Source organism: Actinomadura sp. NBRC 104412, from assembly GCF_030269515.1.
Lineage (GTDB): Bacteria > Actinomycetota > Actinomycetes > Streptosporangiales > Streptosporangiaceae > Spirillospora.
Genome location: NZ_BSTM01000003.1, coordinates 100,102 through 123,042 on the forward strand (window position 1 = coordinate 100,102; position 22,941 = coordinate 123,042).

Annotated in this window: 19 protein-coding genes; 18 read left to right on the forward strand and 1 reads right to left on the reverse strand. The window is 72.4% G+C overall.

Annotated features, from left to right (window positions below):
• Window positions 1-825: 825 nt before the first annotated feature.
• The 6 genes from QSK21_RS04920 (at window position 826) to QSK21_RS04945 (ending at window position 8,260) form a co-directional block, all read left to right on the forward strand.
• Window positions 826-2,058, forward strand: a complete 1,233-nt coding sequence (locus QSK21_RS04920; protein WP_285694005.1) for a helix-turn-helix domain-containing protein — start codon at window positions 826-828, stop codon at window positions 2,056-2,058.
• A 475-nt stretch (window positions 2,059-2,533) separates the two neighbouring features.
• The gene (locus QSK21_RS04925) at window positions 2,534-2,788 is read left to right on the forward strand and encodes an ATP-binding protein (protein WP_285694006.1); all 255 of its coding nucleotides are present in this window, start codon (window positions 2,534-2,536) and stop codon (window positions 2,786-2,788) included.
• A gap of 114 nt (window positions 2,789-2,902) precedes the next feature.
• Window positions 2,903-4,228: an MFS transporter gene (locus tag QSK21_RS04930; protein ID WP_285694007.1), complete on the forward strand. Its 1,326-nt coding sequence runs from the start codon at window positions 2,903-2,905 to the stop codon at window positions 4,226-4,228.
• On the forward strand, window positions 4,207-5,307 hold the full coding sequence (locus tag QSK21_RS04935) for a sensor histidine kinase (protein ID WP_285694008.1): 1,101 nt from the start codon (window positions 4,207-4,209) through the stop codon (window positions 5,305-5,307). The genes QSK21_RS04930 and QSK21_RS04935 overlap by 22 nt, the downstream gene beginning before the upstream one ends.
• On the forward strand, window positions 5,304-5,972 hold the full coding sequence (locus QSK21_RS04940; RefSeq protein WP_285694009.1) for a response regulator: 669 nt from the start codon (window positions 5,304-5,306) through the stop codon (window positions 5,970-5,972). Before QSK21_RS04935 ends, QSK21_RS04940 begins: the two co-directional genes overlap by 4 nt.
• 149 nt (window positions 5,973-6,121) lie before the next feature.
• Entirely contained in the window at window positions 6,122-8,260 is a 2,139-nt protein-coding gene (locus QSK21_RS04945) for an MMPL family transporter (RefSeq protein WP_285694011.1), read from the forward strand.
• A gap of 126 nt (window positions 8,261-8,386) precedes the next feature.
• Here the strand turns inward: QSK21_RS04945 and bldD are convergent, their stop codons facing one another.
• Window positions 8,387-8,881 carry a transcriptional regulator BldD gene (gene bldD, locus QSK21_RS04950; RefSeq protein ID WP_030145002.1) on the reverse strand — a complete coding sequence of 165 codons (495 nt, stop codon included), beginning with the start codon at window positions 8,879-8,881 and terminating at the stop codon, window positions 8,387-8,389.
• A 485-nt stretch (window positions 8,882-9,366) separates the two neighbouring features.
• Between bldD and pyrR the strand changes: the two genes are divergently transcribed.
• The 12 genes from pyrR (at window position 9,367) to coaBC (ending at window position 22,694) form a co-directional block, all read left to right on the forward strand.
• Window positions 9,367-9,960 (forward strand): bifunctional pyr operon transcriptional regulator/uracil phosphoribosyltransferase PyrR, encoded by a 594-nt coding sequence (gene pyrR / locus QSK21_RS04955; RefSeq protein ID WP_285694016.1) that lies wholly within the window; start codon window positions 9,367-9,369, stop codon window positions 9,958-9,960.
• The gene (locus QSK21_RS04960; protein ID WP_285694018.1) at window positions 9,957-10,901 is read left to right on the forward strand and encodes an aspartate carbamoyltransferase catalytic subunit; all 945 of its coding nucleotides are present in this window, start codon (window positions 9,957-9,959) and stop codon (window positions 10,899-10,901) included. The genes pyrR and QSK21_RS04960 overlap by 4 nt, the downstream gene beginning before the upstream one ends.
• A complete protein-coding gene (locus QSK21_RS04965; RefSeq protein WP_285694019.1) occupies window positions 10,898-12,187 on the forward strand; it encodes a dihydroorotase in 1,290 nt (429 codons plus the stop codon). The genes QSK21_RS04960 and QSK21_RS04965 overlap by 4 nt, the downstream gene beginning before the upstream one ends.
• Window positions 12,184-13,353 carry a glutamine-hydrolyzing carbamoyl-phosphate synthase small subunit gene (gene carA, locus QSK21_RS04970; RefSeq protein WP_285694020.1) on the forward strand — a complete coding sequence of 390 codons (1,170 nt, stop codon included), beginning with the start codon at window positions 12,184-12,186 and terminating at the stop codon, window positions 13,351-13,353. Before QSK21_RS04965 ends, carA begins: the two co-directional genes overlap by 4 nt.
• Window positions 13,353-16,733, forward strand: a complete 3,381-nt coding sequence (gene carB, locus QSK21_RS04975) for a carbamoyl-phosphate synthase large subunit (protein ID WP_285694021.1) — start codon at window positions 13,353-13,355, stop codon at window positions 16,731-16,733. Before carA ends, carB begins: the two co-directional genes overlap by 1 nt.
• A gap of 214 nt (window positions 16,734-16,947) precedes the next feature.
• Window positions 16,948-17,814 carry an iron-sulfur cluster-binding protein gene (locus QSK21_RS04980; protein ID WP_285694282.1) on the forward strand — a complete coding sequence of 289 codons (867 nt, stop codon included), beginning with the start codon at window positions 16,948-16,950 and terminating at the stop codon, window positions 17,812-17,814.
• Complete coding sequence (locus QSK21_RS04985; protein WP_285694022.1) at window positions 17,811-18,869, forward strand: dihydroorotate dehydrogenase; 1,059 nt, start codon at window positions 17,811-17,813, stop codon at window positions 18,867-18,869. The genes QSK21_RS04980 and QSK21_RS04985 overlap by 4 nt, the downstream gene beginning before the upstream one ends.
• Window positions 18,866-19,576 (forward strand): orotidine-5'-phosphate decarboxylase, encoded by a 711-nt coding sequence (gene pyrF, locus QSK21_RS04990; protein ID WP_285694024.1) that lies wholly within the window; start codon window positions 18,866-18,868, stop codon window positions 19,574-19,576. Before QSK21_RS04985 ends, pyrF begins: the two co-directional genes overlap by 4 nt.
• A gap of 434 nt (window positions 19,577-20,010) precedes the next feature.
• A complete protein-coding gene (gene mihF, locus QSK21_RS04995) occupies window positions 20,011-20,337 on the forward strand; it encodes an integration host factor, actinobacterial type (RefSeq protein WP_285694025.1) in 327 nt (108 codons plus the stop codon).
• Window positions 20,338-20,473: 136 nt separating this feature from the next.
• On the forward strand, window positions 20,474-21,022 hold the full coding sequence (gmk, locus tag QSK21_RS05000; RefSeq protein WP_285694026.1) for a guanylate kinase: 549 nt from the start codon (window positions 20,474-20,476) through the stop codon (window positions 21,020-21,022).
• A gap of 68 nt (window positions 21,023-21,090) precedes the next feature.
• Entirely contained in the window at window positions 21,091-21,345 is a 255-nt protein-coding gene (gene rpoZ, locus QSK21_RS05005) for a DNA-directed RNA polymerase subunit omega (protein ID WP_285694027.1), read from the forward strand.
• A 98-nt stretch (window positions 21,346-21,443) separates the two neighbouring features.
• Complete coding sequence (gene coaBC / locus QSK21_RS05010; RefSeq protein ID WP_285694028.1) at window positions 21,444-22,694, forward strand: bifunctional phosphopantothenoylcysteine decarboxylase/phosphopantothenate--cysteine ligase CoaBC; 1,251 nt, start codon at window positions 21,444-21,446, stop codon at window positions 22,692-22,694.
• The last annotated feature ends 247 nt before the right edge of the window (window positions 22,695-22,941 follow it).

Consider the following 22,941-nt stretch of genomic DNA (forward strand, 5'->3'; position numbering starts at 1 on the left):
CTCGGGCGCTGGGCGCCCTCCTTCTCCGGCACCGCGTGCGATCGCTGGATCGCTTCGACTCGCCCTGGGGGCTCGCTGCGCGATCAGGGTCTCGCTGGCGCTCGCCCCTGCCTTCGGTCGCGATCGCAGCGCTTGGGCGACCGTTCGGGGCTGGTGTGACGGGCTGAGGTCGTTGCGGTGTGTGCTTTGCTTCAGGGGGGTGCGCTGTTTGTTGGCGGTGCCTGCGGCGTCGGGCGCTGGGCGCCCTCCTTCTCCGGCACCGCGTGCGATCGCTGGATCGCTTCGACTCGCCCTGGGGGCTCGCTGCGCGATCAGGGTCTCGCTGGCGCTCGCCCCTGCCTTCGGTCGCGATCGCAACGCCCGGGCGCCGTCCGGGGCTGGGGGCAACGGGCTGAGGAGAGTGCGACTGTGTTCATTGGCAAGCACGAGCTGCGCTCCTCGCCTAATGGCGGCTCGTCGCTTGTCGCGCCTGCGGCGATCGCTGCATCGCTCCGACTCGCCCAGGGGCTCGCTCCGCGATCAGATTCTTGCTTCGCTCGAATCTGCCTTCGGACGCGATCGCAGAGCTTGGAACTACGTTGTTTGCGGTGCTTCGGCGCGTTGACGTTGAGCCCTACGTCCGGTTAGCACAGGGCGCGGGTCGGCTCGTCTTCGGTGCTGGTCCGTATGTGCCCTGTGCGTCTCAACCGACGGGCGTCCTGGTAGGGCTGCAACGCTCTAGGAGCTGCACCATGTGCCGTGCGTCCTTGTCAACGTCACCGGCGCGCATCAGGCAGCCTGCGCCGTAGCCTGAAGTCGTCGAGGCATCAGAAAGGTGCGGGGCCTATGTATGACCGTACACCGGACCCGGCTGACCCCAGCCTGACCGTCGGGCAGCGGATTCGCTTCTTCCGCGAGCGTCGTGGCATGTCCCGAGAAGTGCTCGGCGGCCTGGTCGGCAAGAACGGTCGATGGATCAAGGCGATCGAGCGCGGCGAGATCGACCAGCCCAAGCTGCCCATGCTGATCAGCCTGGCCGAGGCGCTGAGGATCCGGGACGTCGGCAGGCTCGTCGGGGGACAGCCCATGCCCACGACCATGTTCAGAGGCCCTGGGCACGCGGCGTTGCCAGCGGTACGGAACGCGATCAACGCCGTGGCCGTATCGGTCGCGGGGACGCCCGCCCCGCTGGACCACTTGCAGGCGCGGCTTGACGCGGCATGGCGTGCGCGGCACTCGGCGCCCGATCACCGTACGGTCCTGGGCGGGCTCCTCCCGGAGCTGATCCGGGACGCCAAGCACGCCGCCCGAGCATACGAGGGTGACGAACGGCGACGTGCGCTCGCCCTTCTGGCGCAGGTCTATCACCTCACGCAGTTCTTCGTGGCCTACCAGCCGTCCGCTGACCTGCTCTGGCGGGTGGTCGAGCGGTCCATGATGGCGGCCGAGGAATCCGAGGACCCCCGTTCCTTCGCCGGCGCCGTATGGCTTGCCGCCCAGGCTCACCGCGACAACGGCGACTTCGACGCCGCTGAGACGGTCAATCGTGAGGGCTTGGAAATGCTTGAGCCACACGTTGACAGCGGGGAGGACGGCTTGGTCGCGATGTGGGGGGCATTGCACCACGAAATGGCATATACCGCCGCGCGCGCCGGGGAAAAGGGCACCGCCTGGCACTGGTGGGAGAAGGCCGACGAGATCGCGCGGCGACTTCCTGACAACTACTACGAGCCGATGACCTCGTTCTCGCGGGTGATCATGGGGGCGCACGCGGTCACGGTCGCGGTCGAGCTGCGACAAGGTGGAGAGGCACGCAAGCAGGCCAGGAGATCGGAACGGGCTCCGATCCCCTCTCAACCTCGGAAGGGCCGTCATCTGATCGAGGTGGCGCGTGCCTGGCGACTGGCCGGGGATCAGTCTGCCGTGCTTGCCACGCTGGACGCCGCATACGTGTCCGCCCCAGAGACCATCCGGTACAACGGGTATGCCCGGAGAATGGTCTTGGAAGCGACGCAAGGGCCATCCGACTTGCGCCGCAGTGCTCAGGATCTGGCGGACCGCATAGGGATGCTGGTTTAGAGGGGACAGAATTCCTGTCCCTCCGGCCGCGGGAGTCGCGCCAATCTTGGTCGCGTGCAGGCGACACCACTCCGCGTGCCGGTGGATGGCATCGCCCAGTTCTGCTGCTGGGCGTCCCCGGCCGAAAATGAAGACCCTGACCGCCTCAGATATGCGAGTGCGCCGTTGGATGCGGCTGTCGCCGCCCCTCGCGGGCTGGCCTGTGGCGTAGTGCGGGCGCCGGTCCTGAACGTGATCGCGATCCGTCCTGGGGCGGAGCGCGGTGGCGGGGGGCCGGCTCTCCCGTGTCCTGCGGTGGGTGGGGCCATGGTCGGGTCGTGGGCAACGGGGGCGGTCTGATGGCTGTTGCCTACGCACCCGAGATCCCGACGCTGGTTCTTCAGCCCACGGAGCGTGCTCCCGTGTCGGCTCGGCGGTTCGTTGCCGAGCGGTTTCGTGAGTGGGGGTCCGGGACGACTACGTCGGTCGTGTGGTGGTGACCGAGCTGGTGACCAATGCCTACCGGCATGGGGCGGGGTTCATCGTGGTGCGGGTGTTCCGGGACGAGCGGGATGGCCTGGTGGTGATCGAGGTCTGGGACCAGGGGGAGGGGCGGCCGGTTCTGAGGTCGGAGGACCACGAGTCGGATTCGGGGCGGGGGCTGTTGATGATGTCCCGGCTCGTTCACGAGTGGGGCACGCGACCGACGATGGAAGGCGGGAAGATCGTTTGGGCGAAGTGCGGTCTTTGAGGTGCCGGGGCGGGGTTCGGGGGGTGTGAGAGCCTTTGGGTGGCTTGAGGAGGGGTGTTGGCGGGGCCTGGGGCGCGGCGCGGGTTGGTTCCGCTGCTCGCTTTTCTCGGGGTCATGGCCTACGCGTTCGCGATGGCGGTCATCGCGCCCGCGCTGCCGCTGATCAAGGACGGGCTGGGGACGTCCGAGGCCGGGGCGGCCTGGGCGATGACGGCGATGATGCTGTCGGCCGGGGTGGCCACGCCTGTGGTGGGGCGGCTCGGGGACATGTACGGGCCTCGGCCCGTGCTGCTGGTGGTCCTCGTGGTGACCGCCACGGGGATGGTGGTGGCGGCTTCGGCGGGGACGCTCGGCGTGATGCTGGTGGGGCGGGTGCTCGCCGGGGTGGGCGGGGGTGTCTTCCCGCTCGCGTTCACGATCGTGCGGGAGGTGTTCCCGCCGGACCGGACGGCGTCGGCCGTGGGGTTGATGTCGTCGATGCTGGGGGCCGGGGGCGGGCTGTCGTGGTGCGTGGCCGGGCCGATCATCGATGGGCTCGGGTGGCGGTGGTTGCTGTGGGTGCCCGTGATGGGGCTCGTGCCGGGGCTGGTGGCGGCCTATTGGATCGTTCCGGACGTCGGCGGGGGGACGGTGGTGCGGATCGACTGGTGGGGTGGGGTGCTGTTCGCCGGCTGGCTCGCGATCGGGCTGGCGGCGCTCACCCAGGCGACGGCTTGGGGGTGGGGGGCGGTGGGGCTGGGGTGCTCGGCCGCTGCGCTGGCGGTCGTCTGGTTCGCTGTGGAGAGGCGGGTGGAGCGGCCGCTCGTCGACTTACGGTTGATGCGGCGGCGGGCGATCTGGACGGCGAACGTCGCTTCGCTGTTGTCGGGGTACGCGCTGTTGTCGGGCGGGCTGCTGTTCCCGTTGCTGGTGCAGCTTCCGGAGGAGAACGGGTTCGGGTTCGGGGCGACCGCGACGCAGGCGGCCTTGCTTCAGTTGCCGTCGAGCGCGGCGATGACGGTGGCGGGGCTGACGGCGGGGATGCTCCACCGGGTTCTGGGGTCGCGGGTCATCCTGGTGGCGGGGGCGGTGCTGACCGCGGCCGGGTACGGGTTCGTGACGTTCGAGCACGAGACGATGGGGCAGCTCTACACGGGGAGTGTCGTGCGGGGGCTGGGCATCGGGCTGGCGTACGCGGCGGTGGCGAATCTGGTGGTGGCGGCGGTGCCGGCCGGGGAGACCGGGCTGGCGACCGGTGTGAACACGCTGACCCGTACGGTCGGCGCCGCCGTGGGGACGCAGGTGAGCGCGGTGATCGTGGCGGCGTCGGGGGCCGCGGAGAGCGGGTTCACGCTGGGGTTCGCGGTCAGCGCGGGCGTGATGGGCGCCGTCCTGGTGATGGCTCTGCTGACCCCGGGACGCGGTCCTAAGCTGAAGGGATGGTCTTCCCAGCGGGCGTGACGGCGCTGGTGGTGGCCGCCACGGCCGTCTCGGCGGTGAGGACGCCCGCGCAGCCGTGGCCGCGGGTGCTGCTGGACTGGGCGCTGGTGCTCAGCGTGTGCGGGGCGCTCTTCCTGTGGCGGCGGTACCCGGTGGCGGCGTGCGCGTACGCGTTAACGGCGTCCATGGTGTTCTACGTGCTGAGCCCTGTGGACGGGCCGCTGCTGGTCGTGGTGATGGTGCTCCTGTACGCGGTGGCCGCTGCCGGGCGTACGGCCACGGCGGCGGCGCTGGGCGCGGCGCTGCTGGTCGAGACCGGCCTGGGGACGCTGGCGGGCAACTCGGAGTTCAACGGGATCACGCTGTTCATGCTGGGCGGCTGGGTGGTGGCGATGGTGGCGCTGGGCGCGGTCCGGCACGGGAGGCAGCGATACGCGCAGGCGGCGGTGCGGCGGGTGGAGGCGGACGCGCGGCGCCGCCAGGCGGAGGAGCGGCTGCGGATCGCCCGGGAGCTGCACGACGTGGTCGGCCACCACCTGTCGATGATCAACGTGCAGGCGGGCACCGCGTTGCACCGCATGGGTCGCGACCCGGACCAGGCCGGGACCGCGCTCAAGGTGATCAAGGAGGCGAGCCGGGACACGCTGCGCGAGCTGCGGTCGACCCTGGGCGTCCTGCGCCAGGTGGACGAGGCGGAGCCGACGGCGCCGGCGAGCGGCCTGGCCCGCCTGGAGGAGCTGGAGCGGTACGCGGAGCTGGCGTCCCTCACAGTGGACGTGGTGACGCAGGGCGAGCCGCGGGAGCTGCCGGCCGGTGTCGACCTGGCGGCGTACCGGATCCTCCAGGAGTCGATCACCAATGTGACCCGGCACGCCGCCGCGCGCACGGTACGGGTGACGATCGCCTACGAGACGGGCGAGCTGCGCCTTGAGGTCGAGGACGACGGGCGCGGCGCGGAGGCCACGTCCCACGGTGGCGGGGACGGGATCCGGGGCATGCGGGAACGCGCGCGGGCGCTGGGCGGGGACCTGGCGGCCGGGCCCCTGCCGGGCGGCGGCTTCCGGGTGCGGGCGCGGCTGCCCTATGGTGCCGCCCCATGATCCGTGTCCTGCTCGCCGAGGACCAGGCGCTGGTGCGCGCCGGGTTCCGCGCCCTGCTCGACGACGAGGACGACATCGCCGTGGTCGGGGAGGTCGCGGACGGGGCGGCGGCGGTGGAGGCGGCGCGGGCGGAGCGTCCCGACGTGGTGCTCATGGACATCCGGATGCCGGGGATGAACGGTCTGGAGGCCGCCCGGCGGATCGCGGCCGAGCTGCCCGCGGTCCGCGTCGTCATCCTCACCACCTTCGACATGGACGAGTTCGTGTACGGGGCGATGCGCGCCGGGGTGGCGGGCTTCCTGGTGAAGGACACCGACCCGGAGGACCTGATCCGGGCGGTGCGGGTCGCGGCCCGCGGCGACGCGCTGATCAGCCCGTCGGTGACCCGGCGGCTGATCGCCCAGTACGCGGGGCGGGCGCCGCGTCCCGCCGCCGACCCCCGGGTGAACGCGCTGACGCCGCGCGAACGCGAGCTGGTGACGCTGGTCGCGGAGGGCCTGGCGAACGACGAGATCGCGGGGCGGCTGTCGCTCAGCCAGGCCACCGTCCGCAGCGCGGTCAGCCGCGTCATGGCGAAGCTGGGCGTCCGGAACCGGGCGGGCCTGGTGGTGTTCGCGTATGAGAGCGCCCTGGTGGGGCCGGGGTGGGCGCAACACGAGGCGTAGAACGGGCACGCCGGGCGCAACAAACGCGGCAGCGAGCTGGGGACCCGCGGCCGATCCGGAGCGGACCGGTCTTCCCCCACGGTGGTGCCATGGACCAGTACGCAACCGATACGAAACCCCGGACAACGACGTCTCAGCAGAAACCCGGCTTGTTCGGGCGCCTCGCCGGATGGTCGTACGGCCACCGGTGGCTGGCGCTGGGCATCTGGGTCCTGGTGCTGGTGGGGGTCACGGCGGCGTCGCAGGCGGTCGGCGCCGACTACCGCAACGACTTCTCGCTGCCGGGCACGCAGTCGCAGCGCGCCTCCGACCTGCTCGCCGAGCACGGCGCGCGGCAGGCGGGCGACAGCCTCCAGGTGGTGGTCAAGGCACGGGACGGCCTGCGCGCGCCGGCCGTCCAGCGGGACGTGCGCGCCGCCCTCGGCCGGATCGACGGCCTGCCGAGCGTGGCCGCCGTCCGTTCCCCCTACGACGACGCGCAGGCCGTCTCCCGCGACGGGACGATCGGCTACGCCACCGTGACCCTCACGGCCAAGGCGGAGAGCGTGCCGAGGGAGGACGTGGTCCGCATCATCGGCGCCGCGCGGACCGCCGCGTCCCCGGGCGTCCAGGTGGAGGTCGGCGGTGAGGCGGCGCGCGGCGCGGAGGAGGAGGGCGGCGCGGCCGAGGGAGCGGGCATGCTGGCCGCACTGGTCGTCCTGGTGCTGCTGTTCGGCTCGCTGATCGCCGCCGCGCTGCCGCTGGTCACCGCGTTGTTCGCGGTGGGCTCGGCGATGGGGCTGATCGTGCTGGCCTCGCGGGTCGCGACGATCGCCGACTTCACCCCGCCGATCATGATGCTGGTGGGGCTGGGCGTCGGCGTCGACTACGCGCTGCTGGTGTTCTACCGGTACCGGCACGAGCTGCTCGAGGGCGCACGGCCGCGGGAGGCGACGGTACGGGCGCTGGACGCGGCGGGACGCACCGTGACCATCGCCGCCTGCACGGTGGTCATCGCGCTGCTGGGGCTGGTGGCGCTGGGGCTCGGGTCGCTGCGGGGCGTGGCGCTCGCCGTGGCGCTGACCGTGCTGGTGACGATGCTCGCCTCGCTGCTCCTGCTGCCCGCGCTGCTGGGCGTCTTCGGCGGACGGATCGAGCGGCGGGTCCGCAAGCGGGCCGGGCGCGCGGCGGCGCGCGGGCGGGAGCCGGGCGTCCGCTGGCGGCGGCTGGCCACGGCCGTGCAGCGCCGCCCTGTCGTGCCGCTGCTGGTGGCCGTGCTGGCGCTGCTCGCCCTGTCGGCTCCCGCGCTGGGCATGCGCCTGGGCTTCGCCGACGCCGGCAACGACCCCGCCTCGTCCACCACCCGCAAGGCGTACGACCTGCTCGCCGAGGGGTTCGGCCCCGGCTTCAACGGCCCGCTGGTCGTCGTGGCGGAGGGCGGCATGGCGGAGGGACGCCGTATCCAGGGCGTCCTGTCGGGGACCGAGGGCGTCGCCGCCGCCACGCCGCCGATCCCGTCCCGGGACGGCCGGCTGTTCACCGTCCTGGTGTTCCCGGACTCGGCCCCGCAGGCGCCGCGGACCGCCGACCTCGTCCACACCCTGCGTGACGACGTCCTGCCGGAGGGCTATCTGGTCGGCGGGCCGACGGCCGCCGCGCAGGACTTCTCCGACACGGTGAGCGGCCGGCTGCCCGTGTTCGTGGCGATCGTGGTGGTGCTGTCGGCGCTGCTGCTCCTGGTCGCGTTCCGCTCGGTGCTGATCCCGGTCAAGGCGGCGCTGCTCAACCTGCTCAGCATCGCGGCGGCGCTCGGCGCGATCACCCTGGTGTTCCAGCACGGGTGGTTCGGGGTGCCGGGAGGCCCCATCGAGGCGTTCATCCCCGTGATGATCTTCGCGATCGTGTTCGGCCTGTCCATGGACTACGAGGTGTTCCTGCTGTCGCGGATCCACGAGGAGTGGGCGCGCACCCGGGACCCGTCCGCGGCCGTGCGGGAGGGGCTGGCCTCGACCGGCCAGGTGATCACCGCGGCCGGGCTCATCATGATCGTGGTGTTCGCCGCGTTCGTCCTGAGCCCGAGCCGGATGCTGCAGCAGTTCGGGCTGGGCCTCGCCGTGGCGATCCTGCTGGACGCCGTGGTCATCCGCTGCCTGATCGTCCCGGCCGTCATGGGGCTGCTGGGCCGGCGCGCCTGGTGGCTGCCGCGGCCCCTGGGCCGCCTCCTCCCGGAGGTGTCCCTGGAGAGCCCCGCCCACGGGGAGCCGGTCACGGCCGGGTCCGCCAGGACCGGCGCAGCCCGCAGGACATGACGTTCTGGACATGGCCGGAAACGCCCGCGGGGCCCCGCGCATCGGTGTGCGCGGGGCCCCGCGGTGTGGCCTGAAGAAGGCCGACCGGAACGGTCCGATCGGCCCTGGCCGGGGGGGATGGGGGGGTCAGAAGGACTCGACGGCGCGGCGCGCCTCGGGGTCCAGGACGCCCCAGGTGATGAGCTCTTCGGTGAGCTCGGTCGGGGACTTGTCGTAGATGACCGCGAGCGAGCGCAGGTCCTCCTGGCGGATGGACAGAACCTTTCCGTTGTAGTCGCCCCGCTGGCTCTGGATCGTCGCGGCGTAGCGGGCGAGGGGACCGGCCTTGTCCTTCGGAAGCTGCTGGAGCCGCTCGAGGTCGATCACGAGTTTCGGCGTTGGCCCGAGCGGGCTCGGCGCGGCACCGCCGGGCAGCAACTCGGAGACCGGCACGCCATAGAAATCGGCGAGTTCGGCCAGCTTCTGAACGGTGACGGCGCGGTCGCCCCGCTCGTACGAACCCACGACGACGGCCTTCCAGCGGCCACGGGACTTCTCTTCCACACCGTGCAGGGACAGTCCTTGCTGGGTGCGGATGGCGCGCAGTCGCGCACCGAGAGCCTTTGCGTATTCAGACGGCATTTGCGGCCCCCAGGCTCACTTTCGGTTGTCGTCGGGCCCCGGGCGTACCCGGGGGGAGCCAGCTCTTTTCAGCCTGTGACGGCCTCGAAGCACTGTCTCCAGGGATGGTTACGGACAGTGACGGTAAAACGGCGACGGCCCCAGGTCAAGCTGATTGGAAAAAAGCGGTCGAATCCGCAGGTCTCCCTTCGGTCCGTCCGGATCGCGGCGAACCTCCCCGGGGCGCGCCCCGCCCCGGGGCCTGCGAACCGTCCCGCACGGCGCCGGGACACGCCGTGGCGGCGCCCATGGTGAACCCTATGTGACCACTCTCACCAGGCAAGACGCCGCAAGGCCCGGTGAAGGGCAGGGATCGCGGACTGCTACCGTGAGTGCGACACAACGTCCTTTAATGCCCGTCCCGTGAGGCGGGAAAGGAGGTTCCGGCGGTGAATGCTGCCTCCAGACCGGAGCGGCCGCCCGAAACGCGGCCCGAGACCACGCCCGTGACATCTCCGGGCGCCGGCCACAAATCGGTTCTCGAAGGCCCCGACATCCGGCGTGCGCTCACCCGCATCGCGCACGAGATCCTCGAACGCACCAAGGGCGGCGGCGACGTCGTCCTGCTGGGCATCCAGACCCGCGGCGTCACGCTGGCCCGCAGGCTGGCCGCCAAGCTGGAGGAGGTCGAGGGGCGCCGCGTGCCGTGGGGCTCGCTCGACGTGACCATGTACCGCGACGATCTGCGGTTGAAGCCCGCCCGCGCGCTGGGCCGCACCGAGATGCCGCCCGAGGGCGTGGACGACCGGATCGTGGTGCTGGTCGACGACGTGCTGTTCTCCGGCCGCACCGTGCGGGCCGCGCTGGACGCCCTGAACGACCTGGGCAGGCCGCGCGCCGTCCAGCTCGCCGTCCTGGTCGACCGCGGCCACCGCGAGCTGCCGATCCGCGCCGACTACGTGGGCAAGAACCTGCCCACGTCCAAACGGGAGACCGTGAAGGTGCTGCTGACCGAGAACGACGACCGCGACGCCGTCACGCTCGGGCCCGCCCATAGCGGGGGGCCGTCCACCCGGAGCGACGGGAGGGGGCGCCGATGAACCGGCACCTGATCTCGGCCGCCGACCTGAGCAGGGACGACGCCCTGCTGGTCCTGGACACCGCCGAGGAGCTGGCGCAGGTCTCGGGGCGGTCCACCGTCAAGAAGCTGCCGACGCTGCGCGGCCGTACCGTGGTGAACCTGTTCTTCGAGGACTCCACCAGGACCCGGATCTCCTTCGAGGCGGCGGCCAAGCGGCTGTCCGCCGACGTGATCAACTTCTCCGCGAAGGGGTCGAGCGTGTCCAAGGGCGAGAGCCTGAAGGACACCGCGCTCACCCTGGAGGCGATGGGCGCCGACGGCGTGGTCATCCGGCACGGCGCGTCCGGCGCGCCGCACCGGCTGGCGGGCTGGGTGCGCGGCAGCGTGGTCAACGCCGGCGACGGCACGCACGAGCACCCCACGCAGGCGCTGCTCGACGCGTTCACCATGCGGCGCCGCCTGGGCGCCCTGGAGGGCCGCAAGGTCACGATCGTGGGGGACGTGCTGCACAGCCGGGTGGCGCGCTCCAACGTGCTGCTGCTGCACACCCTCGGCGCCGACGTCACCCTGGTCGCCCCGCCGACGCTGCTGCCGGTCGCGGTCGGCACCTGGCCGTGCGCCGTGTCGTACGACCTGGACGCGGTGCTGCCCAAGAGCGACGTGGTGATGATGCTGCGCGTCCAGGCGGAGCGGATGAACGCCGCCTACTTCCCGACCGTCCGCGAGTACAGCCGCCGCTACGGGCTGGACGGCGACCGCATGGCGCAGCTCCCCGACCACGCCATCGTCATGCACCCCGGGCCGATGAACCGCGGCGTCGAGATCGCCGCCGAGGTCGCCGACTCGGTCAGGTCCACCATCGTCGAGCAGGTCGCCAACGGCGTCTTCGCCCGCATGGCCGTCCTCTACCTCCTCCTCGGAGGCTCGGAACCCGCGATCGGCAAGGAGGCCGCCCGATGACCGCCCGCTTCGTCATCAAGGACGCCCGGATCCTCGGCGGCGAGCCGCGGGACCTGCTCGTCCGGGACGGGCGGATCGCCGAGACCGGCCGGAACCTCGACGCGGCCGGGGCGGAGATCGTCCGGGCCGAGGGGCTGATCGCGCTGCCCGGCCTGGTCGACCTGCACACCCACCTGCGCGAGCCGGGGCGGGAGGACGCCGAGACCGTCGAGTCGGGCACCCGCGCCGCCGCGATGGGCGGGTTCACCGCCGTGCACGCGATGGCCAACACCGACCCCGTCGCCGACACCGCGGGCGTGGTCGAGCAGGTGTGGCGGCTGGGACGCGAGGCCGGGTACTGCGAGGTGCGGCCGGTCGGCGCGGTCACCCGGGGCATCAAGGGCGAGCAGCTCGCCGAGCTGGGCGCGATGGCCGACTCGCCCGCGGGGGTGCGGGTGTTCTCCGACGACGGCCACTGCGTCGCGGACGCGGTGATCATGCGGCGGGCGCTGGAGTACGTGAAGGCGTTCGACGGCGTGGTGGCCCAGCACGCGCAGGAGCCGCGGCTGACCGAGGGCGCGCAGATGAACGAGGGCGAGGTGTCGGCCAGGCTCGGCCTGGGCGGCTGGCCCGCGGTGGCCGAGGAGGCGATCATCGCGCGGGACGTGCTGCTGGCCCAGCACGTGGGGTCCCGCCTGCACGTCTGCCATGTGTCCACGGCCGGCTCGGTGGAGATCATCCGCTGGGCCAAGAGCAAGGGCTGGCAGGTCACCGCCGAGGTGACCCCGCACCACCTGCTGCTGACCGACGCCCGCGCGGAGAGCTACGACCCCCTCTACAAGGTCAACCCGCCGCTGCGCACCGCCGAGGACGTGGCCGCCCTCCGCGACGCGCTGGCCGACGGCACCATCGACTGCGTCGCCACCGACCACGCCCCGCACCCGGTCGAGGCCAAGGAGACCGAGTGGGCGGTGGCCGCCATGGGCATGATCGGCCTGGAGACGGCGCTGTCGGTGGTGCATGAGGCGATGGTCGCCACCGGCCTGCTCGACTGGGCCGGGGTCGCCGACCGCATGTCCCACCGCCCGGCCGGCATCGGGCGGCTGTCCGGCCAGGGCCGTCCGCTGGAGCCCGGCGAGCCCGCCAACATCACCCTGTACGACCCGTCGCCGCGCCGCGTCGTCGACCCGATGGGCATGACCTCCAAGAGCCGCAACACCCCGTACGCCGGGATGGAACTGCCCGGCCGCGTCGTGGCCACGTTCCTGCGCGGCAGGCCCACCGTCCTGGAAGGAAGGCTTCAGTGAACGTCGTGAGTGACCGGCCGAGCGCCGGCGGACGGGACGAGCCGGTGAGCACGGCGGTTCTCATCCTCGAAGACGGGCGGGTCTTCCGCGGCGCCGCGTACGGGGCCGAGGGCGAGACCTTCGGGGAGATGGTGTTCAACACCGGGATGACCGGCTACCAGGAGACCTTGACCGACCCCTCGTACGCCCGGCAGATCGTGGCGATGACCGCCCCGCACATCGGCAACACCGGCGTGAACGAGGAGGACCCCGAGTCGCGCCGCATCCAGGTCGCCGGATACGTGGTGCGCGAGCCCGCGCGCGTGGCGTCGAGCTGGCGCGCGACCGGATCGCTGGGGTCGGCGCTGCGCGAGCAGGGCGTCGTGGGCATCGCGATCACCGGCACCCGGGCGCTCACCCGGCATCTGCGCGACCGCGGCGCGATGCGCGCCGGGATCTTCAGCGGCCCCGCCGCCGCGGCTCCCGAACGGGAGCTACTGGAAAAGGTGCTGGCCAGCCCGTCGATGGAGGGCGCCGACCTCGCCCGGGACGTGTCCACCCCGGAGCCGTACGTGGTCGAAGCCCACGGCGAGAAGCGGTTCACGGTCGCGGCCGTCGACCTGGGCATCAAGTCGATGACCCCGTACCGGATGGCGCAGCGGGGCTGCGAGGTGCACGTGCTGCCCGCGACCAGCACGGCCGCCGACATCCTGGCCATAGGACCGGACGGGGTGTTCTTCTCCAACGGCCCCGGCGACCCGGCCGTCGCCGACTACGCGGTGGACGCGCTGCGCGGGGTCCTGGACGCCGGCACGCCGTTCTTCGGGATCTGCTTCGGCAACCAGATCTTCGGGCGCGCGCTCGGCCTGGGCACCTACAAGCTGAGGTTCGGGCACCGCGGCATCAACCAGCCCGTCAAGGACCGCACGACCGGCAAGGTCGACGTGTCCGCGCACAACCACGGGTTCGCGGTGGACGCGCCCGCCGACGGGCCGTTCGACACCCCGTACGGGCGGGCCGAGGTCAGCCACGTCAACCTGAACGACGGCTGCGTCGAGGGGCTGCGGCTGCTCGACCGCCCGGCGTTCAGCGTCCAGTACCACCCCGAGGCCGCGGCGGGACCGCACGACGCCTCCGGGCTGTTCGACCGCTTCTGCGACCTCATGCAGGGAAAGGGGCCGCGGTAATGCCGCGCCGCAGGGATCTGGAGTCCGTGCTGGTGATCGGCTCCGGGCCGATCGTGATCGGCCAGGCATGCGAGTTCGACTACTCGGGCACCCAGGCGTGCCGGGTGCTCAAGGCCGAGGGCCTGCGGGTGGTGCTGGTCAACAGCAACCCCGCGACGATCATGACCGATCCGGAGTTCGCCGACGCCACCTATGTCGAGCCGATCACCCCGGAGGTGGTCGAGAAGATCATCGCCAGGGAGCGGCCGGACGCGCTGCTGCCCACGCTGGGCGGCCAGACCGCGCTGAACACCGCGATCGCCCTGTACGAGAGCGGCGTGCTGGAGCGGTACGGCGTCGAGCTGATCGGCGCCGACGTCCAGGCGATCCAGGCGGGGGAGGACCGGGAGCGGTTCAAGGAGGTCGTCGCCAAGGTCGCCGCCGAGCACGGCCTGAACGCCGAGTCCGCGCGCTCGCGCATCTGCCGCTCGATGGACGAGGTGCTGGAGGCCGCCGCCGAGCTGGGCTACCCGGTGGTGGTGCGGCCCTCGTTCACGATGGGCGGCGCCGGGTCCGGGTTCGCCCACGACGAGGACGCCCTGCGCCGCATCGCGGGCGCCGGGCTGGACGCGTCCCCGACCGGCGAGGTGCTCCTGGAGGAGTCGATCCTCGGCTGGAAGGAGTACGAGCTGGAGGTCATGCGCGACCGCGCCGACAACGTGGTGATCGTCTGCTCCATCGAGAACCTGGACCCGATGGGCGTGCACACCGGCGACTCGATCACCGTGGCCCCGGCGATGACGCTGACCGACCGCGAGTACCAGAACATGCGGGACGTGGCCATCGCGGTGATCCGCGAGGTCGGGGTGGACACCGGCGGCTGCAACATCCAGTTCGCCGTGCAGCCCGGCACCGGCCGCATGATCGTGATCGAGATGAACCCGCGGGTGTCGCGCTCGTCGGCGCTGGCGTCCAAGGCGACCGGCTTCCCGATCGCCAAGATCGCGGCGAGGCTGGCGGTCGGCTACACCCTCGACGAGATCCCCAACGACATCACCGCCGAGACCCCGGCGTCGTTCGAGCCGACCCTCGACTACGTGGTGGTCAAGGTGCCGAGGTTCGCGTTCGAGAAGTTCCCCGGCGCCGACACCACCCTCACCACCCACATGAAGTCGGTGGGCGAGGCGATGGCGATCGGCCGCAACTTCACCGAGGCCCTGCAGAAGGCGCTCCGCTCGCTGGAGCAGAAGGGCTCCTCGTTCTCCTGGAAGGGCGGCCCCGGCGACAGGGCCACCTGGCTGGAACGGGCGGGCAGGCCCCACGACGGCCGGATCCGCGCCGTCCAGCGGGCCCTGTGGGCGGGCGCGTCCGTCCAGGAGGTGTACGAGGCCACCGGCATCGACCCGTGGTTCCTCGACCAGATCGTCGCGATCAACGAGATCGCCGAGGAGATCCGCACCGCCGACGACGCCCTCACCCGCGACAAGCTGCTGCGCGCCAAGCGGCACGGGTTCTCCGACGCCCAGATCGGCGAGCTGCGCGGCCTGTCCGAAGAGGTGGTCCGGGAGCTGCGGCACGCGCTCGGCATCCGCCCGGTGTACCTCACCGTCGACACGTGCGCCGCCGAGTTCGAGGCCCGCACGCCCTACCTGTACTCGGCCTACGACGAGGAGACCGAGGTCCCGTACGGCACCAGGCCCAAGGTGATCATCCTGGGGTCCGGGCCGAACCGGATCGGGCAGGGCGTGGAGTTCGACTACTCCTGCGTGCACGCCTCGTTCACCCTCGCCGAGGCCGGCTACGAGACCGTCATGGTCAACTGCAACCCCGAGACGGTGTCCACCGACTACGACACCTCGGACCGGCTGTACTTCGAGCCGCTGACCCTGGAGGACGTGCTGGAGGTGGTGCACGCCGAGCAGCGCACCGGCGAGGTCGCCGGGGTGATCGTCCAGCTCGGCGGGCAGACCCCTCTCGGCCTGGCCCAGAGGCTCAAGGACGCGGGCGTCCCCATCGTCGGCACGTCCCCCGAAAGCATCCACCTGGCCGAGGAGCGCGGCGCGTTCGGGCGGGTCCTGCACCGCGCGGGCCTGCCGGCGCCCAAGCACGGCACCGCCACCACCTACCAGGAGGCCCGCGAGATCGCCGCCGAGGTCGGCTACCCGGTGCTGGTACGGCCGTCCTACGTCCTGGGCGGGCGCGGCATGGAGATCGTGTACGACGACGCCACGCTGGAGTCGTACATGTCCAAGTACATGGCCAAGGCCACGGTCGCGCTGGGCACGGGCGCGCTGCCCGAGCACCCGGTGCTGATCGACCGGTTCCTGGACGAGGCCATCGAGATCGACGTGGACGCGATCTTCGACGGCGAGGAGCTGTACCTGGGCGGCGTCATGGAGCACATCGAGGAGGCCGGGATCCACTCCGGCGACTCGGCGTGCGCGCTGCCGCCGATCACCCTCGGGCGCGAGGACGTGCGCCGCATCCGCGAGTCCACCGAGGCGCTGGCGCGCGGCATCGGCGTGCGCGGGCTCATGAACGTCCAGTACGCCCTCTCGGCGGGCGTCCTGTACGTGCTGGAGGCCAACCCGCGCGCGTCCCGCACCGTCCCGTTCGTCTCCAAGGCGACGGCCGTCCCGCTGGCGAAGGCCGCGGCCCGCGTGATGATGGGCGCGACGATCGCCGAGCTGCGCGCGGAGGGCCTGCTGCCGGAGAGCGGCGACGGCGGGTCGCTGCCGCTGGACGCGCCGATCGCGGTCAAGGAGGCGGTGCTGCCCTTCGACCGGTTCCGCAACGCCGAGGGCCACGGCGTCGACACCGTCCTCGGGCCGGAGATGCGCTCCACGGGCGAGGTCATGGGCATCGACGAGGTGTTCGGCACCGCCTACGCCAAGTCGCAGCAGGGCGCCTACGGCGCGTCGCTGCCCACGAAGGGCCGCGCGTTCGTCTCGGTGGCGAACCGCGACAAACGGCACATGGTGTTCCCCGTCAAGCGGCTGGCTGACCTGGGCTTTGAGATTCTTGCCACGGAGGGGACCGCGGAGGTCCTGCGCCGCAACGGCGTGCATGCCAAGATCGTGCGCAAGCACAGCGACGGTCCTGGACCCGACGGCGAACCCACCATCGTGCGGCGCGTCCTCGACGGCGAGGTGGACCTCATCGTCAATACTCCGTTCGGCAGCCCCGGCCAATCCGGGCCACGGCTGGACGGCTACGAGATCCGCACGGCGGCGGTGCTGCGCGGTGTCCCGTGCGTGACCACCGTCCAGGGCCTGGCCGCGGCCGTCCAGGGCGTGGAGGCCATCACCGGCGGCCACGTCGGCGTCCGTTCGCTGCAGGAACATGCCGAGCGCCTGCGCGACGCGCACGGCCGAGGAGGAGCTGATGTCACCCGGGCGTAGGCAAGAGGCCCGCCAGGACCAGGACCCCCCGCCCAAGGGGGCGAAGCCCCATGGGGGGCAAGGGGGCGAAACCCCCAATGGGGGCGGGGCCCCTGACCGGGGTGCGGGGCGGAGCCTCGCCGGGCCGGCCACGCCGAAACGAGGAACGACCGAAAGCGCGCCCGACCCGCGCGGGGGGCGTGGGGGGCCGCCCCCTCACAAAGAACGAGAGACCCTGCAAACGTCGGCCACTGTCCTGACCGTCCGCCGGGTGCAGGACTACCACGCCCTGACGCTGGTGGCCCCGGCGATCGCCGAGCGGTTCCGGCCGGGGCAGTTCGTGGCGCTGGCCGTGGGCGGTGAGCACACGAGCCGCCTGGTCCGCCGGTGTTTCGGGGTGTACGAGGTCAAGTCCGACTACGGCGGCACGGTGGAGCTGGTGTTCGCCGACCGTGAGCCGGGCACGGCGTGGCTGGCGGGCCGCCGCTCCCGCGACCAGCTCGACCTGGTCGGCCCTCTGGGACGCCCGTTCCGGCTGCCCAGGGATCCCGTGAGCTGCCTGCTGGCCGGTGGCGGGCCCGGGGGCGCGGCCCTGTTCGCGTTGGCCGACACGCTGCACAGGCGGGGCTGCCAGGTGCATTTCCTGCTGGGCGGCCCCTCCGCACGGCAGGTCTTCGGTTCCCGCATGGCGCAGCGCATCGGCGACTCCGCCACGGTCACCACCGAGGACGGCTCGCTGGGGGAGAAGGCGACCGTCCGCGACGTCATGCCCAGGGTCATCGAGGAGACCGGAGCCGACGTCGTGTACGCGTGCGGCCCCACCCCCTTGCTGCGTGCGGTGACCCAGGTGGCGTCGGAGCACGGCCTGCCCTCGCAGGTCTCGGTGGAGTCGTTCCTTCAGGAGACGGGAGCGTGCGGCATCGGTGTGTGCATGACGTGCATACTCCCGATGCACGGTGACGACGGCCTGACCCGCATGGTCCGGGCCTGCGCGGACGGCCCCGTCCTGCGCGGCGACCGCGTCCGCTGGGGCGACCTGGGGACGATCCCGTTCGACGCCTTGGGAGCCCCCCGCGTCCTCACGGAAGGAGGCCCGCGGTGAACGCCGACCTGGCGACACGGCTGGGGGACCTGGAGCTGCCCAACCCGGTGCTCACCGCGTCCGGGTGCGGCGGTACGGGACGCGAGCTCGCCCAGTTCTTCGACCTCGGCCGGCTTGGGGCGTTCACGTCGACCTCGGTGATGATGCAGCCGCGGGCGGGCCGTCCCACGCCGCGCATGGCCGAGACGCCCAGCGGCCTGCTGACCGCCATGGGGCTGCCGGGTCCGGGCATCGAGGGCTTCCTGGAGCACGACCTTCCCTGGCTGGCCGAGCGGGGCGTGCGGACGATCGTGTCGGTCGCGGGCAACAGCGTGGAGGAGTTCGGGGACCTGTCGCGGCGGCTGCGGTCCATCCCCGGCATCGCCGCGATCGAGGTGAACGTGGCCTGTCCCAACGTCGAGGACCGTGGCCGCATGTTCGCCTGGCATCCCTCCCCGGCCGCCGCGGTGGTGAGGGCCGTGAAGGCGCACGCGCGTCCCGGCGTCCCGGTCATGGCCAAGCTGGCGCCGGACGTGGCCGACATCGTCACCATCGCGCTGGCGTGCGTGGACGCGGGCGCCGACGGCCTCACCCTGATCAACACCATGGAGGGCATGGCGATCGACACCGGGACGCTGCGGCCCGCCCTCACCGGCGTGTCCGGGGGCCTGTCGGGGCCGGCGCTGCGGCCCGTCGCGGTCCGTTGCGTCTACCAGGTGCATGCCGCGCTGCCCCGCGTCCCCATCATCGGCGTGGGCGGGGTGGGCTCGGGCCGGGACGCGCTGGAGTTCGTCCTGGCGGGCGCGTCCGCGGTCGCCGTGGGCACCACCCTGTTCCACGACCCGATGGCCGTCCCGAGGATCCTGCGGGAGCTTGAGGAGGCTCTGGGCGCCTGCGGGATCGCCCGCGTCGCCGACGCCGTGGGCTTGGCCCACAAACCCGCCGGGTACGTACCACCGCAGGTCCGGCCCGAGCCCGCCCCCGCCACCGCCCCTGCGGCCCAGGCGCCCGAGGGGGACGGGGCAGGGGACGCTCCCGTGGCCGAGCCCGGGGAACTGAAGGAGAGGCTCTCGTGACCGCCGTACCCGCCCCGATCGCCGTCGCCCTGGACGCGCCCGACCTTGAGACCGCCGCGCGATGGGCCACCCTGGTCACGCCGCACGTCAGTACGGTCAAGGTGGGGCTTGAGCTGTACCTGCGGTACGGGCCGGACGCGGTCGCCAGCGTCCGGGGCGCCAGCCGCGTCCAGGTGTTCCTGGACCTGAAGCTGCACGACATCCCGGCGACCGTGGCGGCCGCCGCGCGCGGCGTGGCCCGGCTGCGGCCCGCGTACCTGACCGTGCACGCCGCGGGCGGCCCCGCGATGATCCGCGCGGCGGTGGAGGCGGCGCCGTCCACCCGCATCGCGGCGGTCACCGTGCTCACCTCGCTCGGGGACGCCGACCTCGGCGCGATCGGCCTGGCCGGTCCCGCGTCCGACGCGGTGCGCAGGCTGGCCGTCCTGGCGGTGGACGCGGGCGCCCAGGCGCTGGTGTGCTCGCCGCAGGAGGCGGCGGCGGTGCGCGGCGAGGTGGGGCCGGACATCACGTTGATCACGCCCGGCGTGCGTCCCACGGGGGCGGCGAACCAGGACCAGGCCCGGGTGGCGACACCGGAGGCGGCGCTGGAGGCCGGGGCGGACCTCCTGGTGATCGGCCGCCCCATCACCGGGGCGCCCGATCCGGGTGCCGCCGCGGCCGCCATCGCCGCCGCGCTCCGCCGGTCCTATGCGGACGCGCCCTAGCGGCACCGGTTACGCGCGTCCGTAAAGCGTGATTAAGGGCCGCCAGGTGACGAGAGTCACGTTACGGCGAGTAGGGTGCCCGCACGGCCCTCCACGGCTCCTCTCCAGGTCCTCGGTAGACTGCGGACGGTGACGGCCCGCTCACGGTCGGATGATCGGCAAGCCCGGATGGGTGGGGGTTGCGGGGAGGGGAGTGACACGAACGGGTCATTGGGGGGCGGTTTTTCACGATCAAGCAATAGTCCCTGCAAGGCGGGGGGATGGGTGTCGCGGACGCCTGACTTGTGCACGCTCCGTATTCAGGACACCCCAAGGAGTGATATCCGTGATTTTGTGGTGTGCCAAACGGCACTTCACGTTGCCTTATGGGCGGTGAACTCGCTAGTTTCCTCACCCGTCCGACTCCGTCGAGTGGAAACCTGAGGTGACCCGGCGTGGCTCTTCCGCCCCTGACCCCCGAACAGCGCGCCGCAGCCCTGGAGAAGGCTGCCAAGGCCCGCAAGGAGCGGGCCGAGGTTAAGAACAAGCTCAAGCACGGGGGGCTCTCGCTTGCCGAGGTCCTCAAGGAGGGGCAGACCGACGACGTCATCGGGAAGATGAAGGTGTCGGCCCTCCTCGAATCGCTGCCCAGCGTGGGCAAGGTCCGCGCGAAGCAGATCATGGAGCGCCTGGGCATCGCCGAGTCCCGCCGCGTGCGGGGCCTCGGCGCCAACCAGCGCGCGTCCCTGGAGCGTGAGTTCGGCGGCGGTGGAAACCGCTGACCTTCGACTCATGGGCGGGCGCGACGGTGGTCCCGTCGCGGCCGGTGCGGACCTCTCCGATCCGCGCGGCTCCATCCCGTCCGGCTCCGGCGCATCCGAACCAGCGCCGGATGGCTCCCATCCCCGGAATGCGCTCATGCGGCGCTTGACGGTCCTGTCCGGCCCGTCGGGAGTCGGCAAGAGCACGGTCGTCGCCGAGATCCGGCGGGCCCACCCCGAGGTGTGGCTGTCGGTCTCGGTGACCACCCGGTCCCCCCGGCCGGGTGAGACCCACGGGGTGCAGTACTACTTCGTCGACGACGCCGGTTTCGACCGGCTCGTCGCCGAGGGAGAGCTTCTGGAATGGGCGGAGTTCGCGGGCAACCGCTACGGGACCCCGCGCCGCCCCGTGGAGGACCGGCTCGCCCGGGGCGAGCCGGTGCTCCTGGAGATCGACCTTCAAGGCGCCCGCCAGGTCCGCAGGTCCATGCCCTCCGCCCTGCTGGTGTTCCTGGCCCCTCCGTCCTGGGAGGAGCTGGTGCGCCGGCTGGTCGGCCGCGGCACCGAGCCGCCCGAGGTGATCGAGCGCCGTCTGGAGGCGGCCCGCGTGGAGCTGGCCGCCGAGAAGGAGTTCGACGTCACCCTGGTCAACACGTCCGTCCAGGACGTGTGCCGTGAGCTGCTAGCCTTGATGGCTGTTCACTGACACGACGGCCCGCCGGGCGGCGGGGGTCATGTCGTGCCGTAGAGAAGTCCCTAGTGGAAGGCCACAGAGTGGCAGCCAGCAGCGAAGGCATCACCAACCCGTCGATCGACGAGCTCCTGGAGGTCGTCGACACCAAGTACGGCCTCGTGAGCATCGCGGCCAAGCGCGCCCGGCAGATCAACGCCTACTACGCCCAGCTCGGCGAGGGCCTGCTGGAGTACGTGGGCCCGCTCGTCGAGACCCAGGTCCAGGAGAAGCCCCTGTCGATCGCGCTCCGCGAGACCCGCGAGGGCCTCCTGAACGCCGAGCCGACGGAGTCCTGAGCGGTCCCGGGAGGCCGTGGAGCGCGCCGAGCCGAGGTGGGGCGTGTCAGGGCGCCCCTGGATGATCGAGCGGGCGCGCGGAATGCGATCGTAGGATCATGACCTCCTCCCAGACGCGGCCGGGGCCGCGTGTCGTCCTCGGCGTGGGCGCGGGGATCGCGGCGTACAAGGTGTGCGAGCTTCTGCGGCGGTTCACCGAGTCGGGCCATGACGTGCATGTCGTGCCGACCGAGGACGCGCTGAGGTTCGTCGGCGCGCCCACGTGGGAGGCGCTGTCGGGTCACCCCGTGTCGGCGCGGGTCTGGGACGACGTCCCTCGGGTGCCGCACGTCCGGCACGGGCAGAGCGCCGATCTGGTGTTCGTCGCGCCCGCCACCGCCGACCTGCTCGCCAAGGCCGCGCACGGCCTGGCGGACGACCTGCTGACCAACACCCTGCTGACGGCGCGGTGCCCCGTGGTGTTCGCGCCCGCGATGCACACCGAGATGTGGGAGCATCCCGCCACCCGGGCCAACGTGGAGACGCTGCGGTCCCGCGGCGCCCTCGTGATCGACCCCGCGTCCGGGCGGCTCACCGGCGCCGACACCGGCCCCGGCCGGCTGCCGGAACCCGAGGAGCTGTTCGAGGTCGCGCGGCACGTCCTGGCCCGTCCCGGCAAGGACCCGCACGACCTCGCGGGACGGCACGTGGTGGTCTCCGCGGGCGGGACACGCGAGCCGATCGACCCGGTGCGGTTCATCGGCAACCGGTCCTCGGGGCTCCAGGGGTACGCCCTGGCGCGCACGGCGGTGGCGCGCGGGGCGCGGGTCACGCTCGTGGCGGCCAACGTCGCGCTGCCGGATCCGGCGGGGGCGCGGGTCGTCCGCGCCGGGTCGGCCGAGGAGATGCGCGAGGCCGTCCTGGACGCCGCGGGCGGCGCGGACGGCGCCGCGGCCGACGCCGTCGTGATGGCCGCGGCCGTGGCCGACTTCCGTCCCGCCGGGTACGCCGGCTCGAAGATCAAGAAGGTGCCGGGCGCCGGGCCGGAGCCGATCCGCCTGGTCGAGAACCCCGACATCCTGGCCGAGCTGACCGCCCGCAGGGCGCCGGGCCAGGTGATCGTCGGGTTCGCCGCCGAGACCGACGACGTGCTGGCCAACGGCCGCGCCAAGCTCGCCCGCAAGGGCTGCGACCTGCTGGTGGTCAACCAGGTGGGCGAGGACCTGGCCTTCGGCCGTCCCGACAACGCCGCCGTGGTGCTGGGCGCCGACGGGTCGGTCACCGACGTGCCGCGCGGTGCCAAGGAGGCGCTGGCCGAGGTGGTCTGGGATCTGGTCGTGGCCCGCCTGGCGCCGCTTCCGGCCGCCTGAGCCCCATGAGAGGCAGGTCACGGCACCCGCGGCCGAGTTCCGTCCCGGGTGCCCTGCCGGTAAGGTCCGAAAGGGTCCCGGCGGTCCCGGTCCCGTCCGGCCGTCGCGGACATCACTTGTAGACTGCGGCGCGCCGAGCCGCCAACCGGCCGCGTCCCAGCGAAACACGGTCCGGCGGGTCCCGCCGGGTGCCGTCATCCACCGTCCACCCTGCGACATCAGTCAGCAGCCGCTGCAAGGAGTTCAC